The organism is Thiohalomonas denitrificans (genome assembly GCF_900102855.1).
In the GTDB taxonomy this organism is placed as follows: Bacteria; Pseudomonadota; Gammaproteobacteria; order Thiohalomonadales; family Thiohalomonadaceae; genus Thiohalomonas; species Thiohalomonas denitrificans.
In genome coordinates, this window is sequence record NZ_FMWD01000003.1 from 41,639 (window position 1) to 65,615 (window position 23,977).

At 60.2% G+C, this 23,977-nt stretch carries 17 protein-coding genes; 6 read left to right on the plus strand and 11 right to left on the minus strand.

Annotated features, from left to right (window positions below; genetic code table 11):
* Positions 1 to 145 precede the first annotated feature (145 nt).
* The 5 genes from BLP65_RS04965 to BLP65_RS04985 all read right to left on the minus strand — a co-directional run bounded on the left by BLP65_RS04965 (position 146) and on the right by BLP65_RS04985 (position 3,622).
* Positions 146 to 886: a pentapeptide repeat-containing protein gene (locus tag BLP65_RS04965; protein ID WP_092993386.1), complete on the minus strand. Its 741-nt coding sequence runs from the start codon at positions 884 to 886 to the stop codon at positions 146 to 148.
* A gap of 49 nt (positions 887 to 935) precedes the next feature.
* Complete coding sequence (locus BLP65_RS04970; protein ID WP_092993389.1) at positions 936 to 1,406, minus strand: DUF6231 family protein; 471 nt, start codon at positions 1,404 to 1,406, stop codon at positions 936 to 938.
* A gap of 95 nt (positions 1,407 to 1,501) precedes the next feature.
* Positions 1,502 to 2,737, minus strand: a complete 1,236-nt coding sequence (locus tag BLP65_RS04975) for a DUF1015 domain-containing protein (protein ID WP_092993392.1) — start codon at positions 2,735 to 2,737, stop codon at positions 1,502 to 1,504.
* A gap of 114 nt (positions 2,738 to 2,851) precedes the next feature.
* On the minus strand, positions 2,852 to 3,412 hold the full coding sequence (locus BLP65_RS04980) for a Rieske (2Fe-2S) protein (RefSeq protein ID WP_092993395.1): 561 nt from the start codon (positions 3,410 to 3,412) through the stop codon (positions 2,852 to 2,854).
* 6 nt (positions 3,413 to 3,418) lie between these two features.
* Entirely contained in the window at positions 3,419 to 3,622 is a 204-nt protein-coding gene (locus BLP65_RS04985) for a hypothetical protein (protein WP_092993398.1), read from the minus strand.
* A gap of 191 nt (positions 3,623 to 3,813) precedes the next feature.
* On the opposite strand from BLP65_RS04985, the gene soxB reads away from it, so the two are divergent.
* Complete coding sequence (gene soxB, locus BLP65_RS04990; protein WP_092993401.1) at positions 3,814 to 5,607, plus strand: thiosulfohydrolase SoxB; 1,794 nt, start codon at positions 3,814 to 3,816, stop codon at positions 5,605 to 5,607.
* Between the two features lie 47 nt (positions 5,608 to 5,654).
* Here the strand turns inward: soxB and BLP65_RS04995 are convergent, their stop codons facing one another.
* Positions 5,655 to 6,941: an MgtC/SapB family protein gene (locus tag BLP65_RS04995; protein ID WP_245688238.1), complete on the minus strand. Its 1,287-nt coding sequence runs from the start codon at positions 6,939 to 6,941 to the stop codon at positions 5,655 to 5,657.
* A gap of 195 nt (positions 6,942 to 7,136) precedes the next feature.
* On the opposite strand from BLP65_RS04995, the gene BLP65_RS05000 reads away from it, so the two are divergent.
* Complete coding sequence (locus BLP65_RS05000; RefSeq protein WP_092993407.1) at positions 7,137 to 7,430, plus strand: high-potential iron-sulfur protein; 294 nt, start codon at positions 7,137 to 7,139, stop codon at positions 7,428 to 7,430.
* Between the two features lie 77 nt (positions 7,431 to 7,507).
* On the opposite strand, the gene BLP65_RS05005 is transcribed toward BLP65_RS05000, so the two are convergent.
* From BLP65_RS05005 to ettA, 5 genes are all read right to left on the minus strand, one after another.
* Positions 7,508 to 8,461, minus strand: coding sequence for a YbgA family protein (locus BLP65_RS05005; RefSeq protein WP_245688239.1), 954 nt, complete (start codon positions 8,459 to 8,461; stop codon positions 7,508 to 7,510).
* 153 nt (positions 8,462 to 8,614) lie between these two features.
* Positions 8,615 to 9,379: a hypothetical protein gene (locus BLP65_RS05010; protein ID WP_092993413.1), complete on the minus strand. Its 765-nt coding sequence runs from the start codon at positions 9,377 to 9,379 to the stop codon at positions 8,615 to 8,617.
* Positions 9,366 to 11,807, minus strand: coding sequence for a Lon protease family protein (locus BLP65_RS05015; protein WP_092993416.1), 2,442 nt, complete (start codon positions 11,805 to 11,807; stop codon positions 9,366 to 9,368). Before BLP65_RS05015 ends, BLP65_RS05010 begins: the two co-directional genes overlap by 14 nt.
* 284 nt (positions 11,808 to 12,091) lie before the next feature.
* Complete coding sequence (locus tag BLP65_RS05020; protein WP_092993419.1) at positions 12,092 to 13,444, minus strand: TrpB-like pyridoxal phosphate-dependent enzyme; 1,353 nt, start codon at positions 13,442 to 13,444, stop codon at positions 12,092 to 12,094.
* A gap of 322 nt (positions 13,445 to 13,766) precedes the next feature.
* Complete coding sequence (ettA, locus tag BLP65_RS05025) at positions 13,767 to 15,434, minus strand: energy-dependent translational throttle protein EttA (RefSeq protein ID WP_092993422.1); 1,668 nt, start codon at positions 15,432 to 15,434, stop codon at positions 13,767 to 13,769.
* Between the two features lie 195 nt (positions 15,435 to 15,629).
* On the opposite strand from ettA, the gene BLP65_RS05030 reads away from it, so the two are divergent.
* The 4 genes from BLP65_RS05030 to BLP65_RS05045 all read left to right on the plus strand — a co-directional run bounded on the left by BLP65_RS05030 (position 15,630) and on the right by BLP65_RS05045 (position 23,832).
* Entirely contained in the window at positions 15,630 to 17,492 is a 1,863-nt protein-coding gene (locus tag BLP65_RS05030; RefSeq protein ID WP_092993426.1) for a PAS domain S-box protein, read from the plus strand.
* A gap of 202 nt (positions 17,493 to 17,694) precedes the next feature.
* Entirely contained in the window at positions 17,695 to 19,407 is a 1,713-nt protein-coding gene (locus BLP65_RS05035) for a PAS domain S-box protein (protein ID WP_092993429.1), read from the plus strand.
* 184 nt (positions 19,408 to 19,591) lie between these two features.
* Positions 19,592 to 20,608, plus strand: a complete 1,017-nt coding sequence (locus BLP65_RS05040; RefSeq protein WP_092993432.1) for an efflux RND transporter periplasmic adaptor subunit — start codon at positions 19,592 to 19,594, stop codon at positions 20,606 to 20,608.
* The gene (locus BLP65_RS05045; RefSeq protein WP_092993435.1) at positions 20,605 to 23,832 is read left to right on the plus strand and encodes an efflux RND transporter permease subunit; all 3,228 of its coding nucleotides are present in this window, start codon (positions 20,605 to 20,607) and stop codon (positions 23,830 to 23,832) included. Before BLP65_RS05040 ends, BLP65_RS05045 begins: the two co-directional genes overlap by 4 nt.
* Positions 23,833 to 23,977 lie beyond the last annotated feature (145 nt).

The following is a 23,977-nucleotide window of genomic DNA, read 5'->3' on the forward strand; positions in this document are numbered from 1 at the left end:
GCTTCGCGGGTTTTTCGAGGTCCCTGCCCACTTGAAACGAATCGCCGCAGAGGCGGGCCTCCGGCCGGGACAGACTACGTCCTTGCTGGCGCGAGGGCCACCCCGGCATGATTATCTCGGCCGGCAAATCGCTTCCCCGGGAGGATCAGCGACAGGTGCCCACGGCGTCGTAATTGCAGCGGCTGCGATCGGCCCACATTGCGCCGGCCAGGTTGGCTCCTTCGAAGCGGGTCTGAAACAGTTCGGCTCCCACCAGCGATGCCCGTTCCAGATTGGCGTAGCTGAAATCTGCAAAAGAGGCCTTCACCCCCTCCAGTCCTGCCTTCTCCAGATTGGCCTCCACCAGAGAGGCATCCTCCAGTATGGCCTCTTCCAGATCGGCACTGACCAGGCGTGCCCGATTGAGATTGGCCCCGGCCAGTCGGGCTTGTCCCAGCTCCGCCTGCTGGAGATCGGTTTCCACCAGCGAGGCGTTCTCCAGGTTTGCCTGGTAGAAGCTGGCGCCTTGGATTTGGGCTCCATCCAGGGTGGCCTCCGAAAGGTTTGCCCGATCAAGACGAGCCCGGTCCATCAACGCCCCGCTAAGATCAGCGCCGGCCATTTCGGTGCTAAGGAAACGGGCATCATCCAGTCGGGAGCGGGACAGATTGGCCTCGTTCAGTATGGCAAAATTGAGGTCGGCACCGGAAAGACGGCTGCCGGACAGGTTGGCACCGGTCAGATCCGTGCGAGTGAGGAGCGCCCCGCGCAAATCCGTGCGTTCCAGCTCTGCACCACGCTTGTCACATCCGCTCCAATTGACACCTGCTGCGGGAGGGTCATCACAGGCGGCAAGAGCCGAAAGCGGAAGAGCACTGAGAAGAAGAAGGAGTCCGAGTCGGTGCATCAAGTTTCCTTGGGGCGTGTTGCAAGAGTCTCCATTGTACACGGCCGGTTCACCACCAGTAGCGATCCCAGAGTTCTGGATGCGCCCAGAACTTCGGGTTCAGCCATTCGGGTGTTGGCTTGTAGGTCCTGATATCGAATCCCCACAGCCGGTCGGGGCTCGAGGGATCATTGCAGCGGGCCAGCAGGACCAAGCCGAACGCCCGCAGCTCATTATCGCTCCAGGCGCTATGCGACTCGGCCGGTAGCTGCACGGCAAAATGGCCGCCGTGCAGGTCCCTCAGGCGGGCCAGGAGCTGTTCGCCGGTACGTTTGGGCAGTCGTTCCAGTGTATCCAGGAGCAACGCGAAATCGAAACGGCCAAGCTTGCCAATTTCAGTTAGGGGCTCCGGGCCGGAGATGACGGTTACCCGGACGTCGGTCATTTTCTGCCAGGCACCACAACCACTTCCGATGCAGAGTAGCGTCTTCGGGCGCAGCTGCGTCAGCAGGGCGCTGGTGGCATTCTGACAGGTGTCCATTAGCTCCTTCTTAGTATAACGACCCTAGTGGTCCATGCGGGAAATAGTGGTCCACTTCCCGCATGGATCACTAGCGCCCCCCCAGCCGGAGCCTGCTAGATAAGGTGGGAAACGAGGCCGTCGGCCAGCTTGGGCTCGAACCAGGTCGATTTGGGCGGCATGACCTCATTGGCATCAGCCACTGCCATCAGCTGTTCGAGAGAGGTGGGATGCAGGGAAAAGGCCGCTGCCATCGCGCCGCTGTCCACCCGCTTCTCCAGTTCACCGAGGCCGCGAATTCCGCCCACAAAGTCGATGCGTTTGTCCCGGCGCGGATCGCTGATATTCAGCACCGGCTCGATGAGATTGTTTTGCAACAGACTGACGTCCAGGCGGCCGACGGGGTCTTCGGGAATGCGTTCGGCCTTGATCCTCAGCCGATACCAGCTGCCCCCGAGATACATGCCGAATTCGCCGCTTGCACGAGGCCTGACCGGTGCGGTGGCGTCCTCGATCGTGAACGCCTCCGCGATCGCTTCCATAAAGGCCTCTTCCGAACGGCCACCCAGGTCGGTTACGACGCGGTTATAGTCCAGGATCTGCATCTGAACGTCGGGAAAGATGACCGAGAGGAAAAAGTTGTAGGGCTCATCGCCGGTATGCTCGGGGTTGGCTTCGCGGCGTTTCGCCGCCACCCGCGAGGCGGCTGCGGAGCGATGGTGGCCATCCGCCACATAGAGGCGCTCCATGGCGTCGAAGGTGTCGGTAATGGTCTGCATGGCGCCCGTATCGCTGACCGCCCAGAGGGTGTGTCGGACGCCGTCGTCGGCGGTAACATCCATATCGGGTTCAGCCGCGGTGAGCCGCTCGACGAGGTCGTCAATGGTTGTGTTGTGCCGGTAGGTGAGGAAAACCGGACCGGTCTGCGCCCCCAGGCTGTCGATCTGGCGGACCCGGTCATCCTCTTTGTCGGGGCGGGTGAATTCGTGCTTGCGGATGCGGCCGGCATCGTAGGCGGCGACCGAGGCGGCGGCTACCAGCCCGGTTTGTACATGTTCGCCCATGATCAGACGGTAGAGGTAATAGCAGGGCTCCCCGTCCTGGACCAGTACCCCTTCGGCGAGCATTCGCTCGAAATTCTCTTTGCCCTTGGCATAGACCTCTGCCGCGAACGGATTGGTGCCTTCCGGCAGATCGATCTCCGGCTTGGAAATGTGCAGGAAACTCCAGGGCCGACCCGCCGCGCGCTCCCGCGCTTCCTCGGTATTGAGAACGTCGTAGGGCGGGGCGACAACGTCATCGGCACGACCGGGTGCCGGGCGCAGGCCCGGAAAAGGGCGAATGAGCGGCATGTGTTTTCTCTGTCTGTTGTTAATGGCAGGGTTCGCTATTGAAAACCAGCGCCGTGGCCGGGTCAAACTTGAGTCGCGAATGAGTCAATAGTCGGCCAGGCCGTCACGGGAGCATCAATCCCGGTTCTCCAATTCGATGTGGCCGGTGCCCGCTTCACGATAAGAGGGGACTACCAGGTTTTTGCTGGCGGGCTGGTTCCGGTAAATGCGACCGGCGGTGTCATAGAGCGACCCGTCGCAACGGTCCCGAAAACCGCCTGACCACCCTTCCATTCCGACGCTCTCCGCCGCTGGCACGAAATCGACCGGGCATCCCGAACTTGTGCCGAAACCATAGGCGACAAAGAGCTCGGGACGCAGTGAACGGCCCGGATTGCGGGCGGCCGGCGGTTGTCGGGAGGCGTTAGAGTCGGGGTCGCGCAGATCTCTGGTATCGGCCAGTGCTGCAAGCATCGCGGGTGTACGCCGCAGGACCACAAGCGGTCGGCCCTGCCAATCGGCTCTGCGGAACTCTCCGGGGAGCATATCGCCTACCGCCAGTTTCAAACCGGGCCGGATATCACCGCCGGGATTGGATGGCAGTGATCCGAACAATGCCAGGCTGAACATGACCACGGCGAAGAGGGCCATGGACTTTACGACCGTGGCGAGGAAACGCCGTCGCGGTTCACTCACAGCGGATCAGTGCTCTTCCCTTTCGTGCAATCGATTGAGCCGCCGACAGCTCTTGTCCAGGCCACTCTTCAACGATTCGAGCTGACGCACAATCTCCGTCAGCTCATGAGCAGAGCTGTCCGTATCGATACTGGCAAGCAGGTCGATCGCCGTGCTCAGGGAGAAGGCAGCATCGGTAAGGTCATACTGAGCGTTTTCTATGCCGGTCATGAGAGGGGAATTACCTTGCATTTTGTGGTGCCTATTTTAGCACGACCGGCTTCGTCGAACCCACACCCGGCCGCTGGATGGTGGGGGCAATATCCAATAGAATCGTTCTCTTGAAAAAAAATGCCGTTCGAATAAAGGGTGCATTCGATACCCGAACGAGCGAAATACCCACCCAGGAGGAAATACAACCCATGTCGATAACTCGCCGCCAGTTTGTACAGCTGATGGGGATCGCCGGTGCCGCGGGTATGCTGCCCGGCTGTCAGCAGGGCGGACAGGCCAACGCGGCCCCGTCCGACCTCTACGAAATCCCCAAATTCGGCAATGTCTCGCTGCTGCACTTCACCGACAGCCATGCACAGCTCAAGCCCGTCTATTTCCGTGAGCCCAACATCAATCTCGGCGTCAATCAGGCGTATGGGCGCGCCCCCCACTTGGTCGGCGACAAGCTGCTGGCGCATTTCGACATCAAGCCGGGAAGTCTGGAGGCCCACGCCTTCAGTTATCTGAATTTCGGTGAGGCTGCGGAGAAGTACGGCAAGGTCGGCGGTTTTGCCCACCTGTCCACCCTGGTGAAGGGTATCCGCGAGTCACGCGGCGACGGCAATAGCCTCCTGCTCGACGGCGGCGATACCTGGCAGGGCTCCGGCACCTCGCTGTGGACCCGCGGCAAGGACATGGTCGGCGCCTGCAACAAGCTGGGGGTGGACATCATGACCGGCCACTGGGAGTTCACCTACCGGGACGAGGAGGTGCTCGACAATATCAAGGACTTCGAAGGTGAGTTCGTGGCACAGAACGTCCGGGTCGATGAGATGGCGATGTTCGATTATCGCTTCGAGGACTTTCCGGATTACAACGAGGACAGTGGCCACGCCTTCAAGCCCTACACCATCCGCAACGTGGGCGGCGCCAAGGTGGCCGTGATCGGTCAGGCCTTCCCCTATACCCCCATCGCCAACCCTTCGCGCTTCATGCCGGACTGGACCTTCGGCATCCGCGACGACGCTATGCAGAGCCTGGTTGACAACATCCGTGCCAACGATAAGCCGGACCTGGTGGTGGTCCTCTCCCACAACGGTATGGATGTGGACCTGAAGATGGCCTCGGTCGTCAGCGGCATCGACGCCATCCTCGGCGGCCACACCCACGACGGCATGCCGGCGCCCTCCATCGTCAAGAACCCGGGTGGCAAGACCCTGGTCACCAATGCCGGTTCCAACGGCAAGTTCCTGGGCGTTCTGGACCTGGACGTGCGCGGCGGCAAGGTGCGCGACTTTCGCTATCGTTTGCTGCCGGTCTTCTCCAACATGCTGGACCCTGACCGCGAGATGGAAGCCTACATCGACGAGGTGCGCGCCCCCTATATGGAGACGCTGAGTGAAGAGCTGGCGGTAGCCGAGGACCTCCTCTATCGGCGCGGCAACTTCAACGGTACCTTCGATCAGATCATCTGTGATGCGCAGCGTGCGGTCGGCGATGCGCAGATTGCCCTGTCGCCCGGTTTCCGCTGGGGGACTACCGTGCTGCCGGGGCAGGCCATCACGATGGAACACATCATGGACCAGACGGGGACCACCTATCCGGAGACCTACGTGCGCGAGATGTCCGGTGCCGACATCAAGTTGATCCTCGAGGACGTGCTCGACAACCTCTTCAACGAGGATCCCTACTACCAGCAGGGCGGGGACATGGTGCGGGTCTCCGGGCTCGATTACACCTGTAACCCGACAGCCACCATCGGTAAGCGCGTCAGTGACATGCAGCTCGATGACGGCACCAAGGTCGAGGCCGACAAGCAGTACAAGGTCGCTGGTTGGGCCACTGTCGGTTCGCAGTCGCCGGGCGCCCCCATCTGGGAGGTGGTGGCGGAGTATCTGCGCGACCAGAAGACGGTCGGTGTGGGTAAGCTCAATACGCCCAAGCTCAAGAACGTGGCCAACAATCCCGGCATCGCCGATTATGCCGGCAAGACTCTGAGTTGATCCTTGTCTGAAGGTCACGGAGGCGCCCCTGCGCCTCCGTGGCCCCATCAGGTGGTTGTGAACAGCACGACCAGACCCACCAGCACCGTAACGCCCAGCATGAGCGCTACCCGCATCGCCATGCGCCCGCCGCAGATCCCCGCCACCAGTCCTACCTTCACGAACGTATTCACCACCGAGGCGATGATGATGCCGCGGACCGCCACCTCCGGAGCGAGGCCGTCCCTGGACAGCCGGGCCAGCGAGAGGGTAATGGCGTCTACATCGGCAATGCCCGAGAGGGCGGCAGTCACATAGATCCCGACATCGCCGAACCAGAGCTGCGCGAATTTTGCCGCCAGCATCACGGCTACCAGCAGTGCCCCGAATTTCAATGCCGGAAGCAGTTCAAATGGATTTTGCAACCGAATCGGCTGCTGCTGGGTTCGACGCTTCTCACTGAACCAGGTCCACAGAACGAAACCGTAGCCGGCGGCGCTCATCGCAGCCAGTGGCGCTACCAGGGCGTCCAGCAGACCCGGGTTCACCACCGCAACCTCGATGAGTACACGCGGGAACATGGTCGTGGCAGCGACCACCACCCCCGCTGCCAGCAGTGCATGGATGCCGCGGTTTCTCTTTCCCAGACGTGAGAGGTCCAGGGTGAGGGCTGTGGAGGAGGCCAGGCCACCGAAAATGCCGGTGAGAAAGATGCCGATGCGCGTACCCGCGATCTTGATGGCGAAGTAGCCGACAAAAGAGATACCGGCAATCAGCACCACCAGCCACCAGATGACATAGGGGTTGAGAGCCCCCGAAGGCCCGTAGCCGCTATTCGGCAGGATGGGCAGCAGCACTACCGAGATCAGCAGTAACTTCAGGGTGGCAAACAACTCGCGCTGTTCGAGTTGGGTAAGCCATCGGTGGAGGATGGGCTTCATGCCGAGCAGGGTCGTCATGACCACGGTAGCCGCCGCCGCGATTGCTGTGTAGCCCTGGATGGCGAGGGCGCCGAGCGCAAAGGTCAGCAGTGCCGCGACCACAGTGGTAATGCCGTAACCCCGATCGCTATGGGCGCCAAGAATGTAGGCACTGGTAACGGCAGCGGCGAACCCGAGATAGGCGATACCCAACACCAGGGCACCATACTGTTCCGCCAGCAGTGCCCACACAGCACCCAACAGGCCGATGAGGCCGAAAGTGCGAATACCGGCGACCCGGTGGCCCTCTTCTTCCTCGCGCCCCTGCCAGCCCCGTTCCAGGCCAACCAGTAGCCCCAGGGCCAATGCGATTGCGAGTCGCTGCCAAACCTCGTCCATCTCTGGACAGTAATCGATTGCGACCAGCCGTGCCACATCTCTGGATCGGCGAGAGCGTCGGTGGTCCCCTGCTTCTGTTTCCCGGAATTTGCGGAATGCAGGGAATGTCGGGAGCCGGGTCTCTGAACGTATGCGTTGCCCCGACAGATTGCCCGGTTTCTTGATTTTTCCTGTTTTCTCGACCAGAAGTTTCTGTCGGCACTTTAAAAATTTAGCCAACAGGAGGAATCCATGACCGACAACAGTAACAACGCCGCCCGCCGCGCGTTTATCAAAACCGTTGCAGTCTTTCCAATTGCTGCTGCGGTGGGTTTTGCTGGACGTGCAGTAGCGGCACCGGTATCCGAGGAGGATCCGACCGCCAGGTCCCTGGAGTACACCAGAGAGAGTGGGGTGGATGGCCAGAGCTGTTCAAACTGCGCCCTCTACCAGGGCGGCGATGCTCCAGAAGGTGACTGCCCGCTTTTCCCGGGGGATCAGGTGGTGGCCAGCGGCTGGTGCAAATCCTGGGCACCGAAATCCTGAACCGTTGACGTCACAAAAAGGTCCGGTCCCGCCAGGCTGCAGGGCCGGACCTTTTTGAGTTCTGGGCGGGATTCCTCTCAGACGCCTCCGCGGCGCAGTAGCATCTCTTCCGGAGGGGGATTCAGGTAGACCTGTTCGGCCACGTAGGGGTGCGGGTAGTGCCGGAAATGGTGTTTCAGGAGTGTGATCGGTACCACGAGGGGGATCTGTTCCTGCCGGTAGGCCTCGATGATCTCCAGCAGCTCCACTTTGTCTTCCCGCTGCAGCGAGTTTTTCAGGTATCCCATCAGGTGGTGAAGCACGTTCGTCTGGCGTTTGGTGGTTGCGGGGTTTCTCAGGGCCCTCATAAAGGCTTCGATGTATTCGTCCGCCAGCTGCGCCAGAGGCCGCTTGCCGGCGGCGGCCATCATGCGCCCCAACTCCCGGTACGCTTCCGCTTCATGGGCCATCAGACTCAGTTTGTGGATGGTATGAAAATGAAGCAGTGCACGTGTGGTGAGCCCGGTCGCCAGCAGGTTCTGCCAGCGCCGGAAGGCAAACACCCGCTCGAGAAAATTGTCGCGCAAGTCCGGATCGCCCAGCCGACCCTCCTCTTCCACAGGCAGTAGGGGATAGGCGGTCATCAATGCCCGGGCGAACAGGCCGGAGCCGTATCGCACCTGGCCGTGTTCACCATACACCTTCACCCGTTCCATGCCGCAGCTTGGTGATCGGTTCTTCAGGATATACCCGGAAAGCTCATCCAGTGTCTGGAGCTGGCGGGCACTGAAGGCGTTCATGGCATCGGTGGCGTCGAGACTCTTGTCATGGACTCCCACCAGGCGCGGGTGCACGGGGTCGCCTTCTAGGCGAATAGCGGGACGCGGGACCCCCAGACCGATGGCAACTTCGGGACAGATCGACACGAAGTCGAAGAACCGACCCAGGGTTCCGGTGATGTAGGCGTCCAGCTTGTGATTGCCATCGAAACGGACCGCCTCGCCCAAAAGACAGCTGCTGACGCCCAATTTCAAGAGCCTGGACCGGTTCACTTCTGTCATTCCGTTATCATAGAAAAGATCGCCAAAGGACGGGTATACCGTACCGCGATTGCGAACGTCCCTTTGCTCGCTGCTCTATCCAGGATCGATTGTCGGACCGGTTAATGGGAGTTCCACGGCACAGCCGCAACCGTGTGGCACTATTCAGTTGGCCAGGATGAGCGGTGTGCCTGTGGCGCTCTGCAGCGCTTTCAGCACGCCCTCATCACAAAATTGCCCGGCATGGCCGAGTACCAGGAGGCTGGCGCCAATTGCCCGGACGTTTGCCGCGATGGTTTCGGGGCTGAGATCCTCGATGGGAATGAAAAGGGCGGCGTGTTGAAGTCGATGCAGAAGTGGCATGGCGCGGGCACGTAACGCATTGCCCTTTTTGCTCATGGGGACCAGGATGCGCAGCGGGACGTGGTCCGACAGGGCGGCTGCGGCTTCGAGGGCGTGTAGCGACTGCGGGGAGCCATCGAGGAGTGTGGTGATGACTCCGGGTATGTGGCGTTGCTGCTCCAGGTAGCCGTTGCGGCGAGGCAGGATGTAGAGGTCGGCCTCGGGGAGGGCCGCCAGGGCGGCCGCGGGCAGCGAGCCTCGTGTTACCGAAAAGCTCCATTGTACCCGGCTGGCTGCGGCCTGACGCCGGAGCAAACGCTGCAGTTCTGTTGCACGGTTTCTCTGATCCCGCTCTAGGCGGGGCAGCTCCATTCGGCGCACAACGGCTGAACCGAAGCCGATTTCGCAGGCAAAAGGGAGCTGGGCGACCCGCCGCAGTTCCTCGTCCTCAACGAAGATGGCATCAAGGCTGGCACGCATCGATTTGGCCAGCAGTGCAGCGGCTTTGAGTGTGACCTGATCCCGGGCGTAATCGAGCGCCAGCAGGATGCGGCGCCTTTCGTGGCGGTCCTGGTCAGGATGGTTCATCGAGTTTTATCCCGCCCTCGTCGTCTTTGGGTTTATCCTTCGCCTGGTCGGCAAAGGTCTGCCGGACCAGCGACATCTCGGTAAGCCGATTTTGCACCAGGGCGTTAAGCGTGTCTTCCGGGTAGTTCCCTTCCTCGTCTCTCTCTCCGGCTGCCTTTCCGGTGAGCAGGGATATGGCCTGATCCACGTTCTCCACCGGATAGACATGGAACTGCCCCTGTCCGGCGGCTTCCACGATATCCGAACGCAGCATCAGGTGTTTGACATTCGAGGCCGGGATCAGCACGCCCTGTTCACCATTCAGACCACGGGCCCGGCAGACATCGAAAAAGCCCTCGATCTTCTCGTTGACACCGCCGATGGGCTGAACTTTTCCATGCTGATCGACCGAACCGGTCATGGCAAACGATTGCTTGATCGGGATTCCCGACAGCGCCGAGATCAAGGCGCACAACTCCGCCAGTGAGGCGCTGTCACCATCAACGCCTCCGTAGGACTGCTCGAACACCAGACTCGCCGAAAGGGACAGCGGATGGTCCTGTGCATACCGGGATGCCAGGAACGAGGAGAGAATGAGCACGCCTTTCGAGTGTATGGGGCCGCCCATCTCCACCTCGCGCTCGATATCGACCACATGCCCCTCGCCGATATGTACCGTCGCGGTGATCCGGGACGGTTGACCAAACGCATATTGTCCCATCGCAAGAACCGACAATCCGTTGATCTGGCCGACCTCGGCACCTTCGGTCTCGATATAGATGGTATTGCGCTGGATGGCCTCCTGAATCTGTTCCCGGACCCGGGAAGAGCGATAGACGTAGTGGTCGATGGCGGTCTGGATGTCTTCCGCGGTGACCGTATCGCGGCCCGCCTCGCCGGCCCAGTAGTCTGCCTCACGCAGGGTATCGGCGATGGAGCGCATGTGGGTGGTCAGTTTTTCCGAATCCTCCACCAGCCTCGCCCCATGCTCGATAACCCGGGCAATCGCCCCACGGTCGAAGGGCCGCATCTGCTCCTTTTTGGCCAGGGTGGCGATAAGCCGGGCGTACAGTGCCTGGCTCTCCCGGGTTCGGTCAATGTGACCTTCGAAATCGGCAGCAACCTTGAACAGCTCGGCAAAGTCCGGGTCGTAGGCATGCAACAGATAGTAGATAAAGCGATCACCGAGGATGACCACCTTGACATCCAGCGGGATGGGCTCGGGCTCCAGTGACACGGTACTGACCAGACTGAGCATCTTCTCCAGCGATTCGATGCGGATTTCATTGGAGTAGAGGGCCCGTTTCAGCCCCTCCCAGGCATAGACCTGGGTGAGGAGCTTGTGAGCGTCGAGGATGAGATAGCCTCCACTCGCCTCGTGGAATGCGCCCGGTTTGAGGAGGGTGAAATCGGTCACCAGGGCGCCGTATTGGGCCAAATGCTCGGCCCGGCCCACCAGGTTCAGATAGGTCGGGTTATCGAGATAGGTGACCGGAGCCCCCTCCGTGGTGCTGTGATCGACCACCACATTGACCTTGTAGCGGTGGAGGACGCGCGGGTCCGATTCCTGCGGCTGGCCGGGGATGTTCTCGCTCTCCTCACCCTTGAGGAAGTCCTTGACGTTGTCCACCACGTCCTGGCGAACCGCATCCAGATAGGCGGTCACGTCGGGCAAATCGGTGTAGCGCTGCTTGAGTTCGTCGATGAGGTGACCCACCACGGACATGGTGACTTCACGATTAAGAGCCTTGATGCGGTCCCGCACCTCACGTCGCCAGACCGGGATCTGCTGGATCACCCGCTGAAGCTTCTCCTGGAGGTTGGCGACAATCTCCTCCGTATGCTGCTGCGCCTCCCTGGGCCACTTGGCGAACTCGTCGGGCCCAACCACCTCCCCGTCGCGCATGGGCGCGAAGGCAAAGCCGCTGGGGGTACGAAATAGCTTGATGTCGTGTTTGGCCGCCTCTTCCGAGAGTTCGTTGAAGGCGTGTTCCTGCCGCTCCTTCAGTTCATCTTCGATGCCCTGGATATGGGTCCGGTATTCGTCGCCTTCGAAAGCCGCCGGAATGGAGCCGGTTAGCTCCTCGATAAAGTGCTCCATATCTTCACGCAGGCGGCGCCCCTGACCGGCAGGAAGACGCAGGGAGCGGGGCTTGTGGGGCTGGTCGAAATTGTTGACGTAGACCCAGTCGGGGGGAGTAGGCCGGGCGGCGGCCTTTTCACCCAGAAAGCGTTCGATGAGGGTGTGTTTGCCCATCCCCGACGGGCCCATCACGTAGAGATTATATCCCTCGCGCCGCATCCCGACCCCGAAATGGACGGCCTCCAGCGCGCGTCGCTGACCGATGATCTCGGTCAGTTCTTCGAGCTCGGCCGTAGTTTCGAATTCGAACTGGCCGGCATCGCAGGGGTGGAAAAGCGCACTGGCAGCAAGCGGTTCGGTAGTCATGGGATTCCTTCGGATGTTTCCGTGGTGCTGGGAGAATTGTAGTTGTTGGGATCGGCCGGTCAGGGAAAACGGAAAAACCGCAAAGGCGCAAAGAGCGCAAAGAAAGAGCGATCAAATGCGGACGGGGCCGACCGGCGATGACAGCCTGGGAGCGGCGCCTCGCCGCGATTCCATTTAGGGAAGCATCGAAGACACCGAATACCCGTGGTATCTATTGGTATTTTCGGTCATTCCCGATTCAGCTGTACCTTTGCGCTCTTGGCGTCTTTGCGGTTAATCGCCGTTCACCTCACTTTCGGCAGGTGGTCGAGTGCCTCATGGATGGCCGCTTCGGGGTACTCGTAGTCTTCCAGATCGCCGCTGAAGTATTTGTCGTACGAGGCCATATCGAAGTGGCCGTGTCCGGAGAGATTGAAGAACAGCGTTTTGGCCTCCCCGCTCTCCTTGCAGCGCAGGGCCTCGTCGATGCAGGCGCGGATGGCATGGTTGGATTCCGGGGCGGGAATAATGCCCTCGGTGCGTGCGAACTGAACACCGGCTTCAAAGGTCGCCAGCTGCGGAACGGCGATCGCATCGATGATGCCTTCGTCGTATAGCTGTGAAACCAGCACATTGTCGCCGTGATAGCGCAGTCCTCCGGCGTGGATGCCCGGGGGCATGAAGTCGTGCCCCAGGGTATACATCTTCATCAGCGGCGTCAGGCCCACCGAATCGCCAAAATCATAGGCGTAGTGGCCGCGGGTCAGGGTGGGACAGGAAGCGGGTTCGACCGCCACCAGGCTGATATCTTTGCCTGCCGCCTTGTCGGCAAGAAACGGGAAGGCGACCCCGGCGAAATTGGATCCGCCGCCGCAAGGGGCAAAGATCATGTCCGGGTAATCACCTGCCTTCTCGAACTGTTTTTTGGCTTCCAGGCCGATGACGGTCTGGTGCAGGATGACGTGGTTTAGCACCGAGCCGAGCGCGTAGTTGGTGTCCTTGCGGGAGGCTGCCTCCTCGACCGCTTCAGAGATGGCAATGCCCAGTGAGCCGGGATTGTCGGGATCAGTGGCCAGGGCTTTGCGGCCCGATTCGGTCATGTCGGTGGGGCTGGGGAAGACCTCGGCACCCCAGGTCTGCATCATGGAACGGCGGAACGGCTTCTGATCGTAACTGACCTTCACCATGTAGATGCGCACTTCCATATTGAACATCTGTCCGGCGAGAGCCAGGGAAGAACCCCACTGCCCGGCACCGGTTTCGGTTACCAGGCGGTTGATTCCCGCTTCCTTGTTGTAGAACGCCTGGGCGATGGCCGAATTCGGTTTGTGGGATCCGGCAGGGCTGACGCCCTCATTCTTGTAATAGATCTTCGCCGGAGTGCCGAGGGCCTCTTCAAGGCGCCGTGCCCGGTAGAGCGGCGAGGGCCGCCACAGGCGATAGATCTCGCGGACCTTCTCGGGGATCGGGATCCAGCGCTCGGTTGATACCTCCTGTTCGACGACGGACATCGGGAAGATCGCCGTCAGCGCGTCCGGTGTAACCGGATTCCCGTCCGGCCCCAGGACTGCTGCCGGCGGGTTGGGCATATCGGCGATGACGTTGTACCAGTGGGTCGGGATTTCGTTTTCGTCGAGCAGGATCTTGGTATCGGACACGGGCCACCTCTGTGGAAGGGTTCTTTGCTTTACGGAGGAGCCTGTTTTATCGGATTCCCCTGTCGGGAGTCAATTTCCGGCGGGGATTAACCACGGGGGCACGCGGGGACACCCGAAGGCAGTTAAAACCACAGAGGGCACAGAGGACACGGAGAATGAAAAGGGAAAGCCCCTCACCTCGTGTCCCCTGTTGAATCGAATAATTCCGCTCTCGGCCACCAAAGGGACATAGGCCACCGGAAAAGGGAACTATTATGGTGCTCTGTGACCTCCGCGCCCTCTGTGGTTAATTCAATAAGTTTCCGTATACCCCGTGGTTCGATCAGACCTTCAGGGGCTTGTATTTGATGCGGTGCGGGTTGGCGGCTTCGTCACCGAGGCGGCGTTTGCGATCGGCCTCATAGTCGGCATAGTTGCCCTCGAACCAGGTTACCTGGGAGTCGCCCTCGAAGGCGAGAATATGGGTGGCGACGCGATCGAGGAACCAGCGGTCGTGCGAAATCACCACGACGCAGCCCGGAAACTCCAGAATCGCCTCTTCCAGGGCCCGCAGGGTCTCCACGTCCAGGTCATTGGTAGGCTCGTCCAGCAGCAGCAGGTTGCCGCCGCTCTGTAGCAGCTTCGCGAGGTGCAGCCGGTTGCGCTCGCCTCCCGAGAGATCCCCGACCCGCTTCTGCTGGTCGGCACCCTTGAAATTGAAGCGACTTGCATAGGCGCGGGAGTTAAGCTCGAAATCGCCCACAGTGATGATGTCGCGGCCATCGGAGATCTCCTCCCACACGCTCTTCTTCGCGTCCAGGGCATCGCGACTCTGATCCACGTAGGCCAGTTTTACTGTATCGCCGATACGCAGTTCACCACCGTCGGGCTTCTCCTCGCCTGTCAGCATGCGGAACAGGGTGGTCTTGCCGGCCCCGTTGGGGCCGATCACACCGACAATGCCGCCGCGGGGCAGGTCGAAAGACATGTCCTCGACCAACAGCCGGTCGCCGAAGCCCTTGCGGATCTTGTCCGCCTCGACCACTACATCCCCCAGACGCGGACCGGGCGGTATGAAGAGCTCGTTGGTCTCGTTGCGCTTCTGATACTCCCTGGAGGCCATTTCGTCGAAGCGCGAGAGACGCGCCTTGGATTTGGACTGGCGGCCCTTGGGGTTGGAGCGCACCCACTCCAGCTCCTGCTTCATCGTTTTTACGCGTGCCTGCTCCTGCTTTTGCTCCATCTCCAGGCGCTTCTCCTTCTGCTCCAGCCAGGAGGAGTAGTTGCCCTCCCAGGGAATACCGTGGCCGCGATCCAGTTCCAGGATCCAGCCGGCGACGTTATCGAGGAAATAGCGGTCATGGGTGACCGCCACCACGGTGCCGCTGTAGTCATGCAGGAAGCGCTCCAGCCAGGCTACTGACTCGGCATCCAGGTGGTTGGTGGGCTCATCCAGCAGCAGCATGTCCGGCTTCTCCAGCAGCAGCTTGCAAAGCGCCACGCGGCGGCGTTCACCGCCCGACAGTTTGGTGACATCGGCATCCCAGGGAGGGAGGCGCAGGGCGTCGGCGGCGATCTCCAGGTGACGTTCGAGGTCGTGGCCGTCGGTGGCCTGAATCAGCGCCTCGAGTTCGCCCTGCTCCTTGGCGAGGGCGTCGAAATCGGCATCAGGGTCGGCATAGGCGGTATAGACCGCATCCAGACGGTCCAGCGCGTCCTTGATCGGCTTGACGGCCTCTTCCACGTTCCCGCGTACATCCTTTTCGGGATCGAGCTGCGGTTCTTGGGGCAGGTAGCCGATCTTGATTCCCGGTTGCGGACGCGCTTCGCCCTCAATCTCGGTATCGATGCCCGCCATGACGCGCAGCAGCGAGGATTTACCGGCACCGTTGAGGCCCAGCACGCCGATTTTGGCGCCCGGGAAAAAAGAGAGGGAGATATTCTCCAGAATGGTCCGCTTTGGCGGTACCACCTTGGAGACACGATTCATGGTATAGATGTACTGGGCCATAGAGTTTAAAGCGCATTAGCAAGGTGGAAATGAAACTGCATTATAACGAGGCGCTGCCGATGGCAGCAAAGCGGCCTTCAAACAGTGACGTAATTCTCGGATCTGAAAAATTATTAAGGCAGAAGCTTGGCATCTGATCTATGTTTCTAACCAATAAAAAGATTTCCTGGGTCCTGGATTGACTCAAAGCGGGGAATGATGGACAAAATTGAAGAAGCCGCGACCGACTACAGCGGACCAGGATTGGCAGGGCCCGCTCCTGCTATCACCGAACCGGTATTCGTGCTCGGCCCGGACGGTTCGATTTTGGATTACAGCCGAGCTACTGCTGCACTGACGGAGTTCACTTCGAAAGACTTCTTCGACCTGCTTCATCCCGACGACCACTCTACGTTTTTGTCCGCTCTCGACATGAGAGGTTCCGAGTCGAGCGTCAAGGCACGCATTGTCACCCCCGGGGGGCACCGCTTGTGCCGCTGGTCGCTCATGGCTACCGGGGCTGGAGTAACCCTCGCTATCGCCAAGCCCCTGAATGACTCCGCGGAGGTCGAAGACCTTCCGGCAGAGGCGGAATTGGCCGACGCGCTGTTTCGCTCTGAAAACACAGTAGGACTGGTGCTGGACAGCAGAGGCTACATCGTGCGCTTCAGTCCTGGCGCCGAACGGCTAAGTGGCTTGCCGGCCCAGGAGGTACTTGGAGTCGCCATCTGGAAAACGGTAATTGCTCCGGAGTACGCGGATGAGGTCCGTCGCTGTTTCGAGTTGCCGCTCAAGAACCGCCAGTGGATGCAGGACATCATTTGGAGGACGGCGGAAGGCGGACGGCGACGGCTCTCCTGCTCCATTACTGCGGTCGGTGGTGATGATCTGCGGGCAGAGTACTTTGTGGCCAATGCTGTCGATCTGACAGAGTGCTGTACTGCCCAGCGACAGCTCGCCGAGGCGGAAGAGCGCTATCGCCGAATGGTGGAGATCTCGTTTGAACTCGAAGTTACCCAGTGTGAAGGCGTGATTGTCTCCATGAACCAGAGCGGTGCCGAATTTCTCGGTGCCGATTCAGCAGAGGCGTTCATCGGTCGGCCTATCAACAGTCTCTATGCGCCCGACTGTCGTGAAACTGTTTCACAGAGGGCGCAGCTGGCTATCGAAAGATGGGAACCGGCTCCACTGGAGGAGCGTGACATGCTGCGACTCGATGGCAGCACGGTAACGGTAGAAGTGGCCGCGATACCGATGAACTACGAGGGTCGACCGGCTACCCATGCGGTGATTCGGGATATTTCCGGCCGCAAGGCGAACGAGCGCGAACTGCTTCGCTATCGGGAACATCTGGAGGAACTGGTGGCCCAGCGAACCACAGAGCTGGTGGCGGTCAACCGGGAACTGGAGACATTCAGTCACTCGGTGTCCCATGATTTGCACGCACCATTGCGCGCCATCAACGGCTTTGTCGGAGTCCTGCTGGAGGATTTTGGTGAACAATTCCGGGGAGAAGCGCTCCACTACCTGGGCCGTGTGGCCGCCAATACTGAACGGATGGCCGGGATTATTGACAATCTCATGCTCCTTTCCCGGGTCACGCGGCAGCAGATGGAGCAGCATCCGGTGGATTTGACGGAAGTGGGGCGCAGCGTGCTGGAAGAACTGCGGGTTGCCGAACCGGAGCGTCAGACGGAAGTGTTTTTCGATGAAAATATGCAGACCATCGGTGATCCGGCCCTGCTGCGGGTGGTGGTTCAAAACCTTCTCGGCAATGCCTGGAAGTATTCGGCGCGGGAAGCGGCGCCACGGATTGAATTTCGTACCGAGAAGGACGGTGAAGGGCGGCGCTATTTCTGTGTGCGTGATAACGGTGTCGGCTTTGACATGACTCACGCGAAGGATCTGTTCGGCGCCTTTAACCGCTTTCATAGCCCATCGGAATTCAAGGGTGACGGAATTGGACTGGCGACGGTGAAGCGAATCATTCTGCGCCACGGTGGCGAGGTCTGGGCCCACAGTCGTGAAGGTGAAGGCGCCTGTTTCTGCTTCCGCCTTCCGGGCGTAAAGAAGAGTTAAATCCGTACCAGACAGGAAACCGGTTGGTGATATCGCATATTCCAGGAATAGGAAATTGTGGCTATCGCTATGTTGTTGATTTCATTGGTTACTGCTCCTTGACGTACGTTTTTCAGGTGCTTTTCACTTGAGACGACTTCCAAGCCTGAATAGGATAGGCTCTCCGGCATTACCGGATCGGCCAACGGACCAGGTGAATTCAATGGAACCTCACGCGAGCACGATCCATCTAAAAGTTCTCCTTGTCGAGGATTCCGAAGACGATGCGTTCCTCCTTATGCGCGAACTGCGCAAGGGTGGCTACAGTCCCGAATACCGCCAAGTGGACTGCTTGAGCGACGTCGAGACCGCTCTTTCGGAGAGCTGGGATCTCGTGCTGTCCGACTACAGTCTGCCCGGCTTCACCGCCCTCGACGTGCTCCGCCTTTTGGGGCGCTTCGCGCTGGATCTTCCCTTTATCGTCGTCTCCGGGGCGGTCGGCGAGGAGACCGTGATCAATACGATCCACGCCGGTGCCCACAACTACATCATGAAGGACAATCTGGCCCGGCTGAACTCGGCAGTAGAGAGAGAGCTGGGGGAGGCGGAGGGGCGTCGGCAGCGTCGTCGGGCGGAACTGGCGCTGCAGCAGAGTGAAGAGCATTTTCGACAGCTGGCCGGCAACATCGATGGCGTGCTCTGGCTGATCGATCTGGACGAAGAACGGATGATTTACGTCAATCCGGGATTTGAGCAGATCTGGGAGCGTCCCGCGACCACGCTTTTCGGGGCACTCGACGAGTTCCTCGATTTCGTCCATCCCGAGGACTATGACCGTATTGAATCCATTTTGGTGGAGAAAGGCTGGGTAGGCCTGAACGACGAGTATCGTATCCAGCGACCCGATGGCAGCGAGCGCTGGCTGGCCACTCATTCGTTTCCGATTCGCGATGAATCGGGACGGATATATCGATGTGCCGGCCTGACCCGTGACGTGACTGCACGTAAACAGGCCGAGCAGGAGCGTGAAAAGCTGTTTCGGGCCCTGGAGCAGACGGCCGATATGGTCATGATCACGAACCGGGATGGTGTTATCGAGTATGTGAATGCCGCGTTTGAGGATGTGACCGGCTATCAACGCCAGGATGTCACCGGGAAACAGCCCAGCATTCTCAGCTCCGGTATACAGGACCCCGATTTCTTCACCCGTATGTGGCGGGCGCTCACCAACGGCTTGCCATTTACCGATCTGTTCATCAACCGTCGCAAGGATGGCGATCTCTACTACGAGGCCAAAACCATCACTCCGGTCCGTGATGAGCACGGTGACGTAACCCATTTCGTAGCCACTGGCAAGGATGTGACCCGTCGTCTGGCCCGTCAGGAGTCGCTTCAACACCTGGTGGGGCGGGATGCGCTCACCGGCCTGGGCAACCGGGTGCTGTTTGTCGAACGCCTCTCCAGGGGACTGCTGAGCGCTCGCAGGACCAACGAGTCTCTGGCCGTGATGTGCGTCGGAATCGATCTGTCGGGACTGCTGGGTGAGGCACAGATGGAGGACCTCGGCGAACGTCTTTTGACTGCGGCGGCCCATAGAATCAAGAAGAATCTCGACCGTGCCGAGGGACTCGCGCGCCTGAAACGGGAGCAGTTCGCTGCGATCATCTCCGGGGTGGATGACTCGGCTGAGCTGGAAGTGATCGCGCAGCAGTTGATTGACGCCTTCTCCGAACCGGTGGAAGCCGACGGCTACCAGCTGTTCCTGACGCTCAGTGTCGGCATCAGCGTTTTCCCCAACGACGGGGAAGAGACCGAATCCCTCATGCGGCACGCCGAAACCGCCATGCAGCACACCCGGGCTACGGATCGGGCCGGTTACGGCTTCTTCAACTCGGGCATGTCCTTCTCACGGGGTGAAAAGCCGCTTTCCAGTTAGTTCGTTTGCTGGGGCCAGTACACTAGAGGGGCTTGCCACCGGAACGTGTTCACCCCCGCTGCGGCGTTCGCCGTTGCCGGGGTGTTGTCGTTTGGTGGCCTTGAAAATCGATGGTCCCGTAACCATTTTCTGATGAATATAAGAATCTACTAATATGCCTCTCTGTCATAGAGGATCGAAACGCATGCGGATACAACCCTTGATCGCTGCGGCTGCCTTGCTGCTTGCCCCCTCGACCATTGCCGGTGCCGCCCAGCTGCCGTTTGCCGTCGCCGAGGCGCGGGTCGAAACGATCGAACGCGAACAGGTTTTCGACGCGGTTCTCGAAGCCGTGCACCGGGCCACGGTTTCGGCGCAGACCTCCGGGCGGATTCTCGAAGTGAATTTCGATATCGACGACTACGTCTCCAAAGACGAAGTGATTGTTCGTCTGCGCGACCAGCAGCAGCGCGCGGCGCTGGATGCGGCTGAGGCCACGCTTGCCGAGGCGCAGGCCAGTTTCAGACGCATGCAGGATCTGCTGAACCGCGACCTGGTGTCTCGATCCGAGTTCGACAAGGCCGAAGCCGCCCTGCTATCGGCCAGGGCGGCGGTGGAGCAGGCACGGGATCAGCTTGAAAATACCCGGGTGCGGGCCCCCTTCAGCGGCATCGTGGTGGAGCGACATGTGGAGCCCGGTGAAACGGCCAGTCCGGGGCAGCCCCTGATGACCGGCCTCTCCCTCGAGCAGTTGCGCGCCACGGCCAACGTATCCCAGCCGTACGTAGATCAGGTCCGCCAGCGGGGGCAGGCGCGCATTACTCTTCCCGCCGCAGTGGGCGAAGAGCAACAGGTGGTGGAGGCCAAAAGCATAACCGTCAGTCCCTATGCGGATTCTGAGAGCCATACCTTTCGAGTTCGGGTCGATTTGCCGGATGGGCGGCACGGCTCTTATCCGGGTATGTTCGCCAAAGTGGCTTTTACCGTCGGCGAATGGGAGCGACTGCTCGTTCCGAGCCAGGCGGTGGTCCACCGTTCCGAGGTCACCGCTGTTTACGTCGTGCGGGATGGGAGTATCAGCTTCCGACAGATCCGTGTTGGCCGTGACCACGACGGCATGACCGAGGTTTTGGCCGGGCTCTCCGACGGTGAAAAGGTTGCACTGGACCCGATTCGGGCCGGTGTCTACCTGAAGGACGTTCGTGCAGGTGAAGCTCAATGAGTGAAAAGCTGGGTATCTCCGGCCGCATTGCCAGCCGCTTCCTTACTACCGAGATTACGCCACTGCTGGCGCTCGTCGGACTGCTGCTGGGCGTCTTTGCAGTGCTGGTTACCCCGCGCGAGGAAGAGCCGCAAATCAATGTCACCTTTGCCAATATCTTCATTGCCTACCCGGGTGCGCAGGCCCGGGAGGTCCAGAACCTTATCAGTGTTCCAGCCGAACAGATCCTCTCCGAAATCGAAGGAGTGAACCACGTCTATTCCACCTCGCAGCCCGGCTTGTCGGTGCTGACGGTGGAATATGAGGTGGGTGAGGATCGCACCAGTGCCATCGTTCGGCTCTATAACGCGATTTTTTCCAACGAGGACTGGCTTCCGCAGAACCTGGGCATAGCCCAGCCGATCATCAAGCCCAAGGGCATCGATGATGTTCCCATCGTGTCGCTGACCCTGTGGAGCGAGGACCCCGCCATCGGTGGCTATGAGCTGCAGAAGGTGGCGCATGCCATCGAATCGGAACTGAAGCGCGTTCAGGGTACCCGGGACATCTATACCATCGGTGGTCCGGATCAGGTCGCCCATGTCCTGCTGGATCCGGCCAGGCTGGCCGGCTATGGCATCGCCTTCGACGATCTGCGTCAGGCCCTGCAGGTGTCCAATGCCACCCGCCCCTCCGGTGCGCTGGTCAATAACAATCGCGAAATCCTGGTTCAGTCCGGTGAGTTCCTGACGTCGGTGAACGAGGTGCGTTCGCTGGTGGTGGGAGTCCATGACGGCAAGCCGGTCTATCTGGATGACGTGGCCGAGGTAAGTCGCGGTCCCGATCAGCCCGAGCAGTATGCCTGGTTTGGTACCGGCCCTGCGGCCGAAGCCAAGGGGATCGATACCGCCGGTGAGTTTCCTGCCGTGACGGTGGCGATTGCGAAACAGCCTGGAACCAATGCGGTGGCGATTGCCAATGAGGTTATCGAGCGCTTCGAACAGCTGAAGGGCATCGTTGTACCGGACGGGGTCCAGGCGACCGTCACCCGCGATTACGGTCAGACGGCTAACGACAAGGCGCAGACCCTGATCACAAAGCTGATGTTTGCCACCGCCTCGGTAGTGTTGCTGGTGCTGCTGGCCCTGGGCTGGCGGGAGGCCATCATTGTCGGCACCGCAGTGGTCATCACCCTGGCCATTACCCTGTTCGCATCCTGGGCCTGGGGATTCACCCTCAATCGGGTATCGCTATTCGCCCTGATTTTCTCCATCGGGATACTGGTCGATGATGCCATCGTGGTGGTGGAGAATATCCATCGCCATATGCAATTCGGAGACAAGAGCCTGCTGGAGTCAATCCCGGCCGCGGTCGATGAGGTAGGGGGCCCGACCATCCTGGCAACCCTCACTGTCATTGCCGCACTGCTGCCGATGGCCTTCGTAACCGGCTTGATGGGACCCTATATGAGTCCGATTCCCATCAATGCCAGTATCGGCATGCTGATCTCCCTGGCGGTGGCATTCATGATCACACCCTGGATGTCGAACAAGCTGCTGAGCCGTTCGCATGCGGCCCATAGTGGAGATGAATCGGGTGAAACCGGGCTCTACAAACTGTTCCTGCGTGGTATCGGCCCGTTTCTGAGCGAACGCAAGGGGCGCGGCAGGCGCTGGATACTGGGCGGCGCGGTGATAGTGCTCATCATGGGCTCCATGGCACTGGTCGGCATGCAGCTGGTGGTGATGAAGATGCTGCCCTTCGACAACAAATCGGAGTTCCAGGTCGTGGTCGATATGCCGGAAGGGACCAGCGTCGAGCGTACCGCCCGGGTACTGGGCGAACTCGGCGAGTACCTGGCGACGGTTCCCGAGGTCACCGACTATCAGGCTTACGCGGGCACGGCCTCGCCGATCAACTTCAATGGGCTCGTGCGCCAGTACTACCTGCGAGAGGGCGCCAACGTCGGCGATATTCAGGTAAACCTCGCCGATCAGAAGGACCGTGAGCGCCGGAGTCACGACATCGCCCTGTCGGTGCGCGAGCCGCTCCAGACGATTGGGCGTCAGTACGATGCAAACGTCAAAATCGTCGAGGTACCGCCCGGACCGCCGGTACGTTCACCGCTCGTGGCGGAGATCTACGGACTCGATTACCAGGGACAGATCGAAGTGGCCAAGGAGGTTCGGGCGGTGTTCGAATCGACCGAGGACATCATCGACATCGATGATTCCGTGGAGACGCCCGCACCGAAATTCATCCTGCGGGTCGATCAACAGAAAGCGGCGCTGCTCGGGGTGCCGCAGCAGAACGTGGTCGAGGCGGTCCACGCGGCACTATCCGGCAGTGATGTTTCCTACCTCCACGATGTCAACATGAAATACCCGGTGCCGATTCGCCTGGAGTTCGCGGTTGCCGACAAGGCGGAGATCGAATCGGTATTGCAACTGCGGATGAAGACTCGGCAGGGCACATTGGTGCCGCTTTCCGAGATGGTCCACGTACGGGAGACCTCTCGGGAAAATGCGATCCATCACAAGGATCTGCAGCAGGTGGTCTATGTGACGGCCGATATGGCGGGAGAACTGGACAGTCCGCTCTACGGTATGTTCGCTATTCGGGATAAACTGCAGAAGCCGCTAGCGTTCGGGGCCACTATCAACCAGTTTTTGATCGACCCGCCGAAAACCCCTTATGAGTACAGCCTGAAGTGGGATGGTGAATGGCAGGTGACCTACGAGACCTTCCGCGATATGGGAATCGCCTACTCGGTGGGGCTGTTGCTCATCTATCTGTTGGTCGTCGCCCAGTTCCGGTCCTATCTGGTACCGCTAATCATTATGGCTCCCATTCCGCTGACCCTTATCGGGGTGATGCCGGGCCACGCGTTGATGGACGCCAAGTTCACGGCGACATCGATGATCGGCATGATCGCCCTGGCAGGCATTATTGTCCGCAACTCGATCCTGCTGGTGGACTTCATTAATCAGCAGGTGCGGGAGGGCACTGCACTGGATGAGGCGGTGGTTCGTGCGGGTGCGGTTCGTGCCAAGCCGATTGTTCTGACCGGCTTGGCGGCTATGATGGGCGCCTTCTTCATCCTCGATGACCCGATCTTCAGCGGACTGGCGATTTCGCTGATCTTCGGGATTTTTGTCTCCACCCTGCTGACGCTGGTGGTCATCCCGGTGATGTACTACGCCTTCATGCGCAAGCGCGTCGACTTCATCCGGGCACGCGATTAGAGATCGGGAAGCGAACAGGGGGAACCGGTTGACGCTGTATTGACTCAGAATTGCTGCAGTTGAAGCACTTTGCGAGGATTGTCCCCGCTGGTTCGAATAAAGTATCCTTTCCTCCATAAATGGCGCGCATAAAACGATAACTCGA

Bases quoted from the DNA above. Each gene is read 5' to 3' on its own strand.
- BLP65_RS05010 (WP_092993413.1), bottom strand. From the start codon at position 9,379: ATGAACCATCCTGACCAGGACCGCCACGAAAGGCGCCGCATCCTGCTG.
- BLP65_RS04965 (WP_092993386.1), bottom strand. From the start codon at position 886: ATGCACCGACTCGGACTCCTTCTTCTTCTCAGTGCTCTTCCGCTTTCG.
- ettA (WP_092993422.1), bottom strand. From the start codon at position 15,434: ATGGCCCAGTACATCTATACCATGAATCGTGTCTCCAAGGTGGTACCG.
- BLP65_RS05045 (WP_092993435.1), top strand. From the start codon at position 20,605: ATGAGTGAAAAGCTGGGTATCTCCGGCCGCATTGCCAGCCGCTTCCTT.
- BLP65_RS04985 (WP_092993398.1), bottom strand. From the start codon at position 3,622: ATGACCGGCATAGAAAACGCTCAGTATGACCTTACCGATGCTGCCTTC.
- BLP65_RS04975 (WP_092993392.1), bottom strand. From the start codon at position 2,737: ATGCCGCTCATTCGCCCTTTTCCGGGCCTGCGCCCGGCACCCGGTCGT.
- BLP65_RS04970 (WP_092993389.1), bottom strand. From the start codon at position 1,406: ATGGACACCTGTCAGAATGCCACCAGCGCCCTGCTGACGCAGCTGCGC.
- BLP65_RS05030 (WP_092993426.1), top strand. From the start codon at position 15,630: ATGATGGACAAAATTGAAGAAGCCGCGACCGACTACAGCGGACCAGGA.
- BLP65_RS05035 (WP_092993429.1), top strand. From the start codon at position 17,695: ATGGAACCTCACGCGAGCACGATCCATCTAAAAGTTCTCCTTGTCGAG.
- BLP65_RS05000 (WP_092993407.1), top strand. From the start codon at position 7,137: ATGACCGACAACAGTAACAACGCCGCCCGCCGCGCGTTTATCAAAACC.
- BLP65_RS05040 (WP_092993432.1), top strand. From the start codon at position 19,592: ATGCGGATACAACCCTTGATCGCTGCGGCTGCCTTGCTGCTTGCCCCC.
- BLP65_RS05015 (WP_092993416.1), bottom strand. From the start codon at position 11,807: ATGACTACCGAACCGCTTGCTGCCAGTGCGCTTTTCCACCCCTGCGAT.
- soxB (WP_092993401.1), top strand. From the start codon at position 3,814: ATGTCGATAACTCGCCGCCAGTTTGTACAGCTGATGGGGATCGCCGGT.